Below are 12695 nucleotides of genomic sequence, written 5' to 3' on the forward strand. Positions count from 1 at the left end.
GCCATTCGTAACCTGGCCCACGAAGTCGGCATGGCGCCCGGCCACAAGCGCATCACCCCGCGCATGGAGCGCGCGTCCAGCGCCTTCCAGCGTGGCTTCCTGCGTGGTCTGTTCGACGCCGACGGCTCGGTTCAGTGCACCCAGGACAAGGGCGTCAGCGTGCGCCTGGCGCAGTCCGACCTGCCGCAGCTGGAAGCCGTGCAGCGCATGCTGCTGCGTCTGGGCATCGTGTCGCGCCTGTATCGCAACCGCCGCGCCGCAGGTAGCACGCTGCTGCCGGACGGCAAGGGCGGCCAACAGCAGTACGCCACGCAGGCCCAGCACGAGCTGGTCATCAGCGGCGAGAACCTGGCCGTGTTCGCGCAGCTCGTGGGCTTTGCCGATAGCGACAAGGCCGCGCGCCTGGACCAGTCCCTGGCCCGCTACAGCCGCAGCCTGAACCGCGAGCGCTTCACTGCCCGCGTGGAAAGCATCACCGACGCCGGCGTGCACGCGGTGTACGACGTGCAGGTGCCCGGCATCAATGCCTTCGACGCCAACGGCCTCTATGCCCACAATTGTGGTGAGCAGGGACTCCCGCCCTACGGCGCCTGCCTGCTGGGTTCGGTGAACCTCACCACCTTCGTCGAGGCACCGTTCACGCCCGAGGCGCGCTTCAACTGGGACGAATACCGCGACGTGGTGCGCGTGTTCACGCGCATGCTGGACAACGTGGTCGAGGTCAACGGCCTGCCGTTGCAGCAGCAGCGGGACGAAATCACCCGCAAGCGCCGCCACGGCATGGGCTTTCTGGGCCTGGGCTCGGCGCTGACCATGCTCGGCCGTCGCTACGGCGATGCCGAGTCCCTGGAATTCACCGAAGCCGTATCGCGCGAAATGGCCATTGCCGGCTGGGAAGCCGGCCTTGAACTGGCCGACGAAAAAGGCCCGGCGCCGATCATGGACGAGCTGTTCGAGCTCACCCCGGACATGCTGCGCAAGCGCCCGGAACTGGCCACCGACGGCCACAAGGCGGGCGACAAACTGCCCGGCCGCGTGCTGCTGGCCCGCTACAGCCGCTACATGCAACGCGTCGCCAGCGTGCGGCCGGACCTGATCGAGGCCATCGCCGAGCGCGGCGTCCGCTTCACCCACCACAGCTCCATTGCGCCGACCGGCACCATCTCGCTGTCACTGGCCAACAACGCCAGCAACGGCATCGAGCCGAGCTTCGCCCACCACTACTTCCGCAACGTCATCCGCGAGGGCCGCAAGACCAAGGAAAAAGTGGACGTGTTCTCCTACGAGCTGCTGTCCTACCGCCACCTGATCAACCCGCGCGCCATCCCCTACAGCGAAGACCCGGCCGAGCAACTGCCGGATTACTTCATCACCGCCGAGGACATCACCCCCAAGGCGCACGTCGACATCCAGGCCGCGGCGCAGCGGTGGATCGACTCGTCCATCTCCAAGACCGCCAACGTGCCCACCGACTACCCGTTCGAGGACTTCAAGAACATCTACCTGTACGCCTACGACCAGGGCCTGAAAGGCTGCACCACCTTCCGCTTCAACCCGGAAGCCTTCCAGGGCGTGCTGGTCAAGGACAAGGATCTGGAAAACACCACCTACCGCTTCGAGCTGGAAGACGGCACCGCCATCCAGGCCAAGGGCAACGAGGAAATCGAATACGACGGCGAGGTACACAGCGCCGCCAACCTGTTCGATGCCCTCAAAGAAGGCTACTACGGCAAATTCTGATTACCCGGATACCCAGCCATGACCATCCAAATCGACAGAAAAATCACCGGTTACAGCGTGGTGCGCCCGCAGGACCCCGCCAGGCCCGACGACCAGGCGGCCGCCTTTCCAGAGCGGGAAAAGGCCAAAGTCATCCAGATGCACGAGAAGCTGGAGCGGCCGGAAACCCTGCGCGGCACCACCTACAAAATAAAAACGCCGCTCACCGAGCACGCCCTGTACCTGACCATCAACGACATCGTGCTGAACGCCGGCACCGAGCACGAGCACTACCGGCCGTTCGAGATCTTCATCAACTCCAAGAGCATGGAGCACTTCCAGTGGATCGTGGCGCTCACGCGCATCGTGTCGGCCGTGTTCCGCAAGGGCGGCGACATCACCTTCCTGGTCGAAGAGCTCAAGGCCGTGTTCGACCCGCGCGGCGGCTACTTCAAGAAAGGAGGCCGCTACATGCCGTCCCTGGTGGCCGAAATCGGCGACGCCATCGAACAGCACCTGCGCACCATCGGCATGTTGCCGGACAGCGAACTGGACGCCCGGCAACTGAAACTGATCGAAGAAAAACGCAGCGAATACGAAACCCGCACCGGCCAGGCAAACAGCAAAACCGAAACCGACGCGACCTATCCCGACGGCGCCCAGCTTTGCTACAAGTGCAGCACCAAGGCCATGATCATGATGGACGGATGTCTGACCTGTTTGAGTTGCGGGGAGTCCAAGTGTGGGTAATTCGGAAGACCCGGCGCGGCTCATAGCGGAATGTAGGTTGGGCTGACGCAGGAAGCCCAACAACCCACAGCAGGCAACGAAGCAATGCGTTATCGGCGGACGGGTACGGTGAGCGGGGCGTGTTGTTTCGAAGCGAACCCGTCTGAAGGAAGCCTGGACACGCAGGCGGGGCGTATCGATGGCCCGTAGCGGACCGAAATGAATGTTGGGCTTCCTGCGTCAGCCCAACCTACATGAACTGAAACCGTGGTCTGTCCCCAATTTTGTCAATGGACGGGTGTTTGACGTGTCTGAATTGTGGGGAGTCCAAGTGTGGGTGAGGAAATAGGGAGTAGAAAGCGGCTGAAACCGTGGTCTGTCCCCAATTATCACAACTCCTATCATCTGATTTTCCCAAATCCACTAATTGTCATGTACAAGAATGGGAGTGTGAATCCAGCATGGCCGACAAGAGAGAAATTCTAAACTACCTGCGAAACAGGCAAAAGGCCGCTGAAATTGAAGCGAAGGTAAATGGCATAAATCTATGGGTATTACTAGGCGCCATCGCATTTGTGATCTGGCAGTTGATTCCCAGCCTTCAAACAGATATTGGAGCCCACAAGGACCTAATACTCAGAGTTCTCCTGTGTACGGAAGCGATATATTTGACCAGTCTTTTCATGTCACCTACGACTGGAATTAGTGAGGAGGTTAGATTCACCTCGCAGCCTTCCCACGACACAGGTTCTGCGCTACTCCGAATTGTGACCGGAGCATTTTTACTATTTCCGCCAGCACTATTTTCTCTTGTAATTGGCAAGAGTTTTAGCGCGCTTCTGACTGGGCTATTTGGTTTAGCATTTCTAGGTTTTGGTATTTTTTCCATCGCCAAACAATTGGCCAACAATGAACCAGAAGTCGCTCGACTTCCAAAGCCACATTTCAATCCGACCCGCCGTTCTGACGTTATCGTAACGATTGTAACTGGTTTATTATTCTTACTTGCCATCACGGAACAGTTATCTGCCATATCAATGCAGATTGGCTCGGCCGACACCAATATTTTAAAGGCACTAGCCCTTATTGCGTCACTATATATCCTAGTCTTAATCTCGATTCGGCGGTTACTACGAAATCAGAGCTTGCTCTGGACCTACGAACTGGAGACAGATCTTCTCCTTGAATCGATATCACCTGAAATAGCACTGAGGCGTATTGAGCATAGAGCCTTAGGCCCTCGCCTAAGGGATGTTATGGACAGGTACTTCGACGATCTAGATAAGATATTTAGTGAACTCGATGTGCTGACAACTGAGTGCAAGGCGAAACTTGCCGAAATTCCGGACATTCCAAGTCGATACGCGGCAGAGCGAGCGGCTCGAATCGATACTGCCATATCCGGACCGAAGAGTCGCATTGATGCCATATTGCAAGAGTGCCGTGAGCTTTCAAAATACTTAGACAAACTAGACGACCAGCAGCCGGGACGACGTCGTCCCGCCGTAATTGCTCTTCTCCCGAGCCTACGAAACAGACATAAGGATTACGAGGAGCGCGCTAAAAAGGCAAGGTCAGAACTTGAAGCAATGACTAGGGTAGCTAGCTCCGTCCAGAAATCAGAATAGCCTGCACGTCCATCGTCAAACGCAAGTATGTAGCAAGCGTAGCCCGGATGAAGCGTAGCGGAATCCGGGATGATCCGGCCACGGCGCCCGCCACGGTTGTAACGCACCCTGCACAAAGTCGGTGACGTGTTCCCGACGTGATTGGTTGTCGGTAAGAGCATTCCATGAGGCGCAATAGGCGCAGCGCACTGCGCCGCCATTCGCTGACTTCGACCCGCGGGCCGGTTGGGCGCTCGATTTCGGCCCCGATGCGACGGCCTACGGGGCGCCTGCCAAACGCCCATAGGGCACAATAGGCGCCGCGCAACGCGCCGTATCCTCGTAAATCCGTCTCCCCGCCCATCGCGACCGACGTGCCAACCTATGCTGGCGCGGCGGCGCCGAACGCCGTGCTACGTGTTTTTGCCGCTACCTGTCCGGGCCATTTCGCTGGCCGGGTAGGTGCGCTGCGCCTGCTTTTACTGCCGCCAACCGGCCGGCAAGCCCATCGGAAACTGAACCAATGCTGAAATTCCTGCGCCAGGACTGGCTCGCCAATGTCCGCAACGATCTGCTGGCGGGCATGGTGGTCGCCCTGGCGCTGATCCCGGAGGCGATTGCGTTCTCGATCATCGCCGGGGTCGACCCCAAGGTGGGGCTGTACGCCTCGTTCTGTATCGCCACGGTGATCGCCTTTACCGGCGGCCGCCCCGGCATGATTTCGGCTGCCACCGGTGCCATGGCGCTGGTGATGGTCATGCTGGTCAAGGACCACGGCCTGCAGTACCTGCTGGCCGCCACGGTGCTGACCGGCGTGCTGCAAATCCTGGCCGGCTGGCTCAGGCTCGGTGCGCTGATGCGTTTTGTGTCGCGCTCGGTGATCACCGGCTTCGTCAACGCGCTGGCGATCCTGATCTTCATGGCGCAACTGCCGGAACTGACCAACGTCAGCTGGCATGTGTACGCCATGACGGCGGCCGGCCTGGGCATCATTTACCTGTTCCCGTACCTGACCCGGGCGGTGCCATCGCCGCTGGTGGCGATCGTGGTGCTGTCGGGTGTGGCTATGTTCCTTGGCCTGGACATCCGCACAGTGGGCGACATGGGTCAGCTGCCGGACAGCTTGCCGCTGTTTCTGTTGCCCGAGGTGCCGCTGAATCTGGAAACATTGCAGATCATCTTTCCGGTGTCCGCAACGCTGGCCGTGGTGGGCCTGCTCGAATCGATGATGACGGCGTCCATCGTCGACGACCTGACCGATTCGGGCAGCAACAAGAACCGCGAATGCGTGGGCCAGGGCATGGCCAACATCGCTTCCGGGTTTCTGGGTGGCATGGCCGGCTGCGCGATGATTGGCCAGTCGGTCATCAACGTGAAATCGGGCGGTCGGGGGCGCCTGTCCACCCTGGCGGCGGGCCTGTTCCTGCTGGTAATGGTGGTGTTCATCGGCGACTGGGTGGCGCGCATTCCGATGGCCGCGCTGGTGGCGGTGATGATCATGGTCGCCATCGGCACCTTCAACTGGGCGTCGATCCGCAACCTGCGCCATAACCCGAAAAGCTCCAGCGTGGTGATGCTCGCCACGGTGGTGGTGGTCGTTTTCACGCACGACCTGGCCAGGGGCGTGCTGGTGGGCGTGCTGCTGTCGGGCTTTTTCTTCGCCCACAAGGTGGGGCAGATCCTGCGCGTGAAATCGATGAGTGAAGACGAAGGCCGGGTGCGTACCTATACCGTGACCGGGCAGGTGTTTTTTGCCTCGGCGGAGCGCTTCGTCGACGCCTTCGATTACCGGGAGGTGATCGAGAAAGTCCGCATCGACGTCAGCCGCGCCCATTTCTGGGACATCACGGCGATCAGCGCGCTCGACAAGGTGGTGATCAAGTTCCGCCGCGAGGCCACCGAGGTGGAAGTCATCGGCTTGAATGAAGCCAGCGCCACGATGGTGGACAGATTCGCCGTGCACGACAAGGACGGCGCCGAAGACCTGCTGCTCGGCCATTGAGGCGGGAGCACGGCATGAAAAGCGAAAACAAGGTGCTGGCCTGCGTGGACCAGTCCCGGTTTGCCGACTACGTGGCCGACTACGCGGCATGGGCCGCCCGGCGCATGGAGGCGCCGCTGGAGTTGCTGCACGTCATCGACCGGCATCCGGAAATCGGGGCCAGTACGGACCACAGCGGCGCCATCGGCATCGATGCCCAGGAACATCTGCTGGCCGAGCTGTCATCGGCCGATGAGGTCCGCGCCAGGGCCGCGCGCGAGCAGGGGCGGATATTCCTCAACCGCCTGCGCGAGCGCGCCCTGGCCGCCGGGGCCACGCCGGTGGACACGCGGCAACGCTACGGCGAGTTGCAAGAAACGCTGGTCGATCTGGAAAGCGGTGTGCGCCTGATGGTGCTGGGACGTCGCGGCGTCGCGGCGGAAGCCACGCAGCGCGACCTGGGCCGCAACGTGGAACGGGTGGTGCGGGCGTTGCACAGGCCCATCCTGACCGTGACCGCCGACTTCAAGGAGCCCCGGCGCGCGATGATTGCCTTCGACGGCGGCGTCGTCACCCGGCGCGGTGTGGAGCGGGTCGCCACCAGTCCGCTGCTGCGCGGGCTGCCCATTCATCTGCTGATGTCCGGCAAGGAAAGTCAGGACGCATCCAGGCAGCTTGCTTGGGCCAGGACCCGCCTGGAGGCGGCAGGCTTCGCGGTGACCGCGGCGCTGGTGCCCGGCGACGCCGAAAGCGTTATCGCCAGGGCCGTGCACGAGCAAGCCATCGATCTGCTGCTGATGGGTGCCTATTCCCATTCCCCGCTACGGGCGCTGTTTTTTGGCAGCAAAACCACGGACCTGCTGCGGCTCTCCACGCTGCCGACCATTCTGCTGCGCGGAGGACGCGGCACTTGCCGGCCCCGATCATCGGGCCAGGGTCGGACAAAACGGTTGGACCGGAGAATAAGAGACAAACTGCGGCCTCCCACTCAGCTGAATGAAGCGCCTGACCGGTTGTCAATTAATCGGAAACCCGCACGGGTAATGCGTTCTGGCAAGCAGGTATAGTGTCTTTGCTGGTACAAGCCAGCCAATACGGGAGCCCGTCAAATGAATTCGATAGAAACCCTGACTACGTTTCTTGGATGGTCAACGGTCATTAACTTCGGGGTCTTGGCGGTTGCGGCCATTCTGCTGATATTGATGAGGGGGCCCATTTCAAAGCTCCATGCCAGAATGTTTTCGCTCGACGAGGCTGAGTTATCGCGCGCCTATTTTCAATATCTGGCGCAATACAAGATTGCGATCTTTGTGTTTAATCTGGCGCCTTACATCGCCTTGAAGATCATGGCCTGAGTGATCGCTGCGAACCTGCAAAGCAATCGCCATGGAAGCGCTGAATAAATCCGTCCTGGATTTCTCAGCGTCCGCCATCGGAAAAGCGTGGTTTTCCGATGGCTCACAAAACCCGTGGCTTGCCGCCACAAATTTTGGCAGCGCATCCTTGCGCTGCGGGAAACACCGAATAGTTCAGCGTTTCCGTGGCCGAACCAAGCGTAGCGTGTCCGCGTGGCCCTTGGAGCGTCGCCAGGGCGACACGGATCGGGCCTCCACTCGCGAGACCCGCCCCGAACGCCCGCAGCTTACTGAGGCTTGGCGTCGGTACCCGCGGCTGCGCCACGGCGGCCACCGCGCTCGCCGCGCTCGGTAGGCTTGTTGTCCTGCGTGGGGTTGCAGTCCTGGCGCTGCTGGCGTCGCTGCTGGCGCATGGCCCCACGCTCGCTGGCGTCAATGAAACCATCCTTGTTGGCATCCCGACGTGCGAAGCGCGCCTCCGCTTTTTCCATGAATTGTTGCTTGCTGATCTTGGCGCCCGCGCCGGCGGCGGGCTTGGCCTGCGTATCGGCAGCAAGGCCAGCGCCAGGCAGCGCCAGGGCGGCAGTCAAGGTAAAGATGATGCGTAGCGACTTGCTCATTGCGGCACTCCCGATTTAGCGAAACAGTTCGCGAATGGCCTCGCGGCCAGCCCGTCCACTGTACATCCAAGCGAAGCCTGGCCTGGATCAGTGACGCCCAAAACGGCTGCCCGGCGAACCACCACGCGTAAGTACCAGCCGCTTGATCATGATCGGGGAATCAGGACAGGGTGATTGGTTACCATCGCCAGATATGTCCGGCGTGGGCCGGCCGCGCTGGCTCACCAGAGATAAATCCCGATGGCGATGGCTCCCCTGACACCACAACAGCTGCATACGGCGTGCGAGCTGGACCTGATTCCCTACCAAACCACGACCGAGGTGGTGGAACAGGTCGATGTTGTCGGCCAGGAGCGGGCCCTGGCGGCGCTGGAATTTGGCACCGGCATCCGGCGTGACGGCTATAACCTGTTTGTGCTGGGCACGCCCGGCGCCGGTCGCCACGGCGTGGTGCGGCGTTTTCTGGAACGCCGCGCGGCCGGTCAGGCCACGCCGCCCGACTGGTGCTATGTGCACAATTTCGAGCAGCCGCACCGTCCGCGCGCGCTGCGCTTTGCGCCTGGCCAGGGGCGACGCTTCTGCGAGGCCATGGCGCAACTGGTCGAGGAGCTGCACAGCACCCTGCCTGGCGCTTTCGAGGGGGACGAGTACCAGGCGCGGCGGCGGGTGGTCGAGCAGGAGTTCAAGGACCGTCACGAGCAGGCAATCGACGAGACCCGCGAGCGTGCCCGCGGCAAAGATATTGCGCTGATAACGACGCCAGGCGGCTTTGCCTTTGCGCCGCTGAGCAAGGGCGAGGTGATGTCGCCGGCAGCCTTCCATAAGCTGCCCGAGGACGACCGCAAGCGCATCGAGGGCGAAATCGAGCAACTGGAGCAGGAACTGGCCGAGCGACTGCGACGCCTCCCGGCGTGGCAGAAGGAAGCCCGCGGACGTATCCGCGAACTGAATCGCGAAGTGGCGCTGGGCGTGGTGCAGCCGGCCTTCGCGGAGCTGAAGGCCAGCTTTGCCGACACGCCGGGCGTGCCCGAATACCTGGACGCCGCCTGCCAGGATGTGGTCGAGAACGTCGGCGACTTCACGGCGCCGCGCGAGGATGCCGGTCCGCGGCTGCCGTTCGCCCCGGAACCGACCTTCACCCGCTACCAGGTCAACCTGCTGATCCAGCCACCGGCCGGGCGCGGCGCGCCGGTGGTATACGCCGATCTGCCGAACTACCCGAACCTGGTCGGGCGGCTGGACCACCAGGCACGTTTTGGAACCTTGTCCACCGACTTCACGCTGATCAAGCCGGGCGCGCTGCACGAGGCGAACGGCGGTTACCTGCTGCTGGACGCCATGCGCCTGCTGAGCCAGCCCTACGCCTGGGATGCCATGAAGCGCGCGCTGCGCGCCAAGGAACTGCGCATCGAGCCGCTGGAGCGGGCCATCGGCCTGCTGACCACCGTGTCGCTGGACCCGGAGCCGATTCCGCTGGACGTGACCGTGCTGCTGATCGGCGATCGCCGGCTGTATTACCTGTTGGCGGAATACGACCCCGAGTTCGTGGAGCTGTTCAAGGTGGCGGCCGATTTCGAGGATGACCTGCGCCGCAGTCCGGACATCACCCGCGATCTGGCCCGCCTGCTGGCCACACTGGCGAACCGGCAGGGCCTGCTGCCGTTCGGTGCGGCGGCCGTGGCGCGGGTGATCGAGCACGCCTCGCGCAGCATTGGCGACGCGCAGCGGGTCGACGTACGCCTGAACTACCTGGGCGATTTGCTGACACAGGCCGATTACTTCGCCCGCCAGGTTGGCGAGACGCAGGTTGCGCCAGACCACGTGCAGACGGCCATCGACGCGGCGGAGCAACGCAGCGGGCGCGTTCGCGAGCGGGTGCAGGAAGCGATTCTGCGCGACACGCTGCTGATCGACACCGCCGGTGAGCGGGTCGGGCAGATCAACGGCCTGGCCGTGCTGGGCCTGGGCAGCGTCATGTTTGGCCGGCCGAGTCGCATCACCGCCCGCGTGCGACCGGGCCAGGGCCGCGTGCTCGACATCGAGCGCGAGGTGGAGCTCGGTGGCCCGCTGCACTCCAAGGGCGTGCTGATCCTGTCGAGCTTCCTGGCCGCCCGCTACTCCACCGGTGAAGCGCTGTCCCTGTCGGCCAGCCTGGTGTTCGAGCAGTCCTACAGCGGCGTTGACGGCGACAGCGCGTCCTGCGCCGAGCTGTATGCACTGCTGTCGGCCCTGGCCGATGCGCCGATCCGTCAGTCCCTGGCAGTGACCGGCTCGGTCAACCAGTTCGGCGAGGTGCAGGCGATCGGCGGCGTCAACGAGAAAATCGAAGGCTTTTTCGATATCTGCAAGGCGCGGGGCCTCGCCGGCAACCAGGGCGTGCTGATCCCGGCCTCCAACGTGCAGCACCTGATGCTGCGGGCCGAGGTGCGCGATGCCGTGGCCACTGGCCAGTTCCACGTCTATGCCGTGCGCACGGTGGACGAGGGCATCGAGCTGCTGACCGGACTGCCGGCAGGCGTGGCGGACACAGAAGGCATTTACCCCGAAGGCAGCATCAACGGCCTGGTCTCGGACCGCCTGGCCGAATACGCACGTATTCGCGCGGCGCTGGCGCACGGCGGCGAGAACAACGGCAATGGCGACGGCTGACCCACCCAACCCGCCGCGCGTGGTGGTGGCGGTCGATGCCTCGGCCGCCAGCCTGCTGGCCCTGGAACTGGCCGCCGATCTGGCGGTGGCGCTGCGCGCCAGTCTGGCGGGCCTGTATGTGGAAGAGGAAGACCTGCTGCATGCCGCCGGCCTGGCATGTGTGCGCGAAGTGCGCGCCCAGTCCGGCCAGCTGGCGCCGTTTACCGCCGATGCCCTGCAACGCCACTGGCGTGCGTTGGCCGCCGACGCCCGCAACGCACTGACGCGCATCGCCCAGACCCGCCAACTGGCCTGGAGTTTCGAGGTGGTGCGTGGTCAGGCGGCGCAGGTGATGTCCGAAGCGGCCCGCAGTGCGCGCCTGACGGGGCTTGGCACCGGCGCGCGCGGCCCGGGTCGACTCGGATCGCTGGCGCGCGCGGCGCTGGTGGGCGCCGAGGCCTCGTTGTTGCTGGTGCCACCACAGCGGCGACCCGGTACACGCTGGACTGCCCTGCTCGACACACCCGGCGGCGCACCGGCGGTGCTGGCACTGGCAGATGCCCTCGCCGCAAGGTCGAGCATACCGCTGCTGCTGGTTGCGCCGGCCATGGAGGCGGCCTGCCCGGCCGCAGCGACCGCCACAGCCGGTGCGGCACCCCTGCCGCGGATCAAGCTGCCGGAGTCAGTCGAACTGCCGGATCTGTTCGCCCTCTTGCGTGCCCACCACGCGCAGGGCCTGATCCTGGCAGCCGACAGCCGTTTCGCCGGTCCGGCTGAGGTCGAAAACCTGCTCCTCGAAGGCGGCTGGCCGCTGCTGCTGGTCCGCTGATCGTCGGGGTCGCTGGCGACCTGCTTCGTCCCGACACCGGCGCCTTGGATACCAGTCAACCCAAGCCGGCAATCAGTACCCGGGCCGGTGCCGCAACCAGCAGCCCCCACACCAGATTGACCAGCGTACCGCCCAGATAGAACGCCGCGTTCTGGCGCATCTGTGGACTGCGCACCAGCGATTTGGCCGCAAAGACGATGGCGATGCCGGCCACGTCCCCGGCCAGCACGAAGGTCACGGTGATGACGTTCTCGCACTTGCCAATCACGGTGCTGGGATCAAAACGCAGTCCGGCAGGAGCCGGCGGCGGCTTGACCCCAACCGGCAGCACGACGTAGCGCACCACCCGGCCGCTGAACACCAGCACCAGCAGGTAACTGCCCAATACCACCAGCAGCTGGGCCGCTCCGCCAATGACAATGGGTTCGACGATCATGCGGTCTGCTCCTGCCCTACCTCGTGTAACCACCGCCGCAGGGCATCCCGGGCCACGGCAAGCTCCGCCACCCGCGCGCGGCGCAAGGCAGCCGACACCGCCTGCTGGCTGATGCCCAGTCGGTGCGCCGTCTGCGCCTGGGTGCCTGCCTGCGCACCGGCCTGCCCGAAGGGCTGCTCGTAGGCAGCAACCGCGACCGCTGTCGCGGGAGACCAGTTTTCCATAATGGTCTGGTGCAGACCAGCCAGTGCCTCAGCCATGCGCGTTTGTGTCGCACTGACGCCCGGCAGCTCGAAGCCGGCGGCGAGACGCTCCCGGCGCACCCGGGCCAGCGCATCGGCGGCGCGGTGAAAGGCCGGCCCGTCCATGTCGCCAGCAACGTTACTGGCAAGGCCGACATCGATCGTCCCCGCCGCCAGAGCGAAGCGAAATCGCTGCGGCCAAACCACGAGATTGACGGCGTGCATCAGATCGAAGGCCATCTGCGGCCTGTGCAGCACACCTGACAGTTCGTCCAGCCCACGGGTCGACATGAGCGGCGCCCGCCAGTCCGCACTGCTGGCCAGTTGGCGCAGGCAGGTTTCCAGCCGTAGCGCGAGGTCGGGGCGTCGAAGCGCCCGACGGGATGCCACCAGATCGGCCACCAGCACAAAGAATGTATGAGCCCCCTGCACGTTGTCGACTCCTCAGCGTTGATGCACCGACAGGAATTAAACAATCTTAAACAGTTGTTAATGATTAATACAACTCAAGGAAATTGTTTTTCCTGAATGCACGCTGGCGGATTGATC

General features: G+C 63.4%; 10 protein-coding genes and 1 pseudogene. 8 read left to right on the forward strand and 3 right to left on the reverse strand.

Annotation, left to right across the window (positions count from 1 at the left end; all coding sequences use genetic code 11):
• The 6 genes and pseudogenes from ABZF37_RS03645 to ABZF37_RS03670 form a co-directional block, all read left to right on the forward strand.
• The coding region (locus ABZF37_RS03645) for an LAGLIDADG family homing endonuclease (protein WP_372716868.1) at window positions 1-1740 on the forward strand (1740 nt) is incomplete at its 5' end.
• A gap of 18 nt (window positions 1741-1758) precedes the next feature.
• Window positions 1759-2469 carry an NrdJb gene (locus ABZF37_RS03650; protein ID WP_372716870.1) on the forward strand — a complete coding sequence of 237 codons (711 nt, stop codon included), beginning with the start codon at window positions 1759-1761 and terminating at the stop codon, window positions 2467-2469.
• Window positions 2470-2909: 440 nt separating this feature from the next.
• A complete protein-coding gene (locus tag ABZF37_RS03655; RefSeq protein ID WP_372716872.1) occupies window positions 2910-4076 on the forward strand; it encodes a hypothetical protein in 1167 nt (388 codons plus the stop codon).
• A gap of 502 nt (window positions 4077-4578) precedes the next feature.
• Entirely contained in the window at window positions 4579-6057 is a 1479-nt protein-coding gene (locus ABZF37_RS03660) for a SulP family inorganic anion transporter (RefSeq protein ID WP_372716874.1), read from the forward strand.
• A gap of 14 nt (window positions 6058-6071) precedes the next feature.
• Window positions 6072-6932 (forward strand): annotated as a pseudogene (locus ABZF37_RS03665) (universal stress protein); the annotation flags it as partial.
• A gap of 213 nt (window positions 6933-7145) precedes the next feature.
• Window positions 7146-7391, forward strand: coding sequence for a DUF6868 family protein (locus ABZF37_RS03670; protein ID WP_372716876.1), 246 nt, complete (start codon window positions 7146-7148; stop codon window positions 7389-7391).
• Between the two features lie 287 nt (window positions 7392-7678).
• Here ABZF37_RS03670 and ABZF37_RS03675 read toward each other — a convergent pair whose 3' ends face one another.
• Complete coding sequence (locus ABZF37_RS03675; protein WP_372716878.1) at window positions 7679-8011, reverse strand: hypothetical protein; 333 nt, start codon at window positions 8009-8011, stop codon at window positions 7679-7681.
• 240 nt (window positions 8012-8251) lie between these two features.
• On the opposite strand from ABZF37_RS03675, the gene ABZF37_RS03680 reads away from it, so the two are divergent.
• Both ABZF37_RS03680 and ABZF37_RS03685 read left to right on the forward strand, forming a co-directional pair.
• Window positions 8252-10660 carry a Lon protease family protein gene (locus ABZF37_RS03680; protein ID WP_372716880.1) on the forward strand — a complete coding sequence of 803 codons (2409 nt, stop codon included), beginning with the start codon at window positions 8252-8254 and terminating at the stop codon, window positions 10658-10660.
• On the forward strand, window positions 10647-11468 hold the full coding sequence (locus tag ABZF37_RS03685) for a hypothetical protein (RefSeq protein WP_372716882.1): 822 nt from the start codon (window positions 10647-10649) through the stop codon (window positions 11466-11468). Before ABZF37_RS03680 ends, ABZF37_RS03685 begins: the two co-directional genes overlap by 14 nt.
• A gap of 55 nt (window positions 11469-11523) precedes the next feature.
• Here ABZF37_RS03685 and ABZF37_RS03690 read toward each other — a convergent pair whose 3' ends face one another.
• Both ABZF37_RS03690 and ABZF37_RS03695 read right to left on the reverse strand, forming a co-directional pair.
• A complete protein-coding gene (locus ABZF37_RS03690) occupies window positions 11524-11904 on the reverse strand; it encodes a hypothetical protein (RefSeq protein WP_372716884.1) in 381 nt (126 codons plus the stop codon).
• Window positions 11901-12578 carry a SatD family protein gene (locus ABZF37_RS03695; protein ID WP_372716886.1) on the reverse strand — a complete coding sequence of 226 codons (678 nt, stop codon included), beginning with the start codon at window positions 12576-12578 and terminating at the stop codon, window positions 11901-11903. The genes ABZF37_RS03690 and ABZF37_RS03695 overlap by 4 nt, the downstream gene beginning before the upstream one ends.
• Window positions 12579-12695: the final 117 nt, after the last annotated feature.

The sequence above is a fragment of the Immundisolibacter sp. genome, from assembly GCF_041601295.1.
Lineage (GTDB): Bacteria > Pseudomonadota > Gammaproteobacteria > Immundisolibacterales > Immundisolibacteraceae > Immundisolibacter.

Coding starts and splice junctions, on each gene's coding strand:
- ABZF37_RS03675 (WP_372716878.1), bottom strand. CDS start 8,011: ATGAGCAAGTCGCTACGCATCATCTTTACCTTGACTGCCGCCCTGGCG.
- ABZF37_RS03670 (WP_372716876.1), top strand. CDS start 7,146: ATGAATTCGATAGAAACCCTGACTACGTTTCTTGGATGGTCAACGGTC.
- ABZF37_RS03680 (WP_372716880.1), top strand. CDS start 8,252: ATGGCGATGGCTCCCCTGACACCACAACAGCTGCATACGGCGTGCGAG.
- ABZF37_RS03685 (WP_372716882.1), top strand. CDS start 10,647: ATGGCGACGGCTGACCCACCCAACCCGCCGCGCGTGGTGGTGGCGGTC.
- ABZF37_RS03660 (WP_372716874.1), top strand. CDS start 4,579: ATGCTGAAATTCCTGCGCCAGGACTGGCTCGCCAATGTCCGCAACGAT.
- ABZF37_RS03690 (WP_372716884.1), bottom strand. CDS start 11,904: ATGATCGTCGAACCCATTGTCATTGGCGGAGCGGCCCAGCTGCTGGTG.
- ABZF37_RS03650 (WP_372716870.1), top strand. CDS start 1,759: ATGACCATCCAAATCGACAGAAAAATCACCGGTTACAGCGTGGTGCGC.
- ABZF37_RS03655 (WP_372716872.1), top strand. CDS start 2,910: ATGGCCGACAAGAGAGAAATTCTAAACTACCTGCGAAACAGGCAAAAG.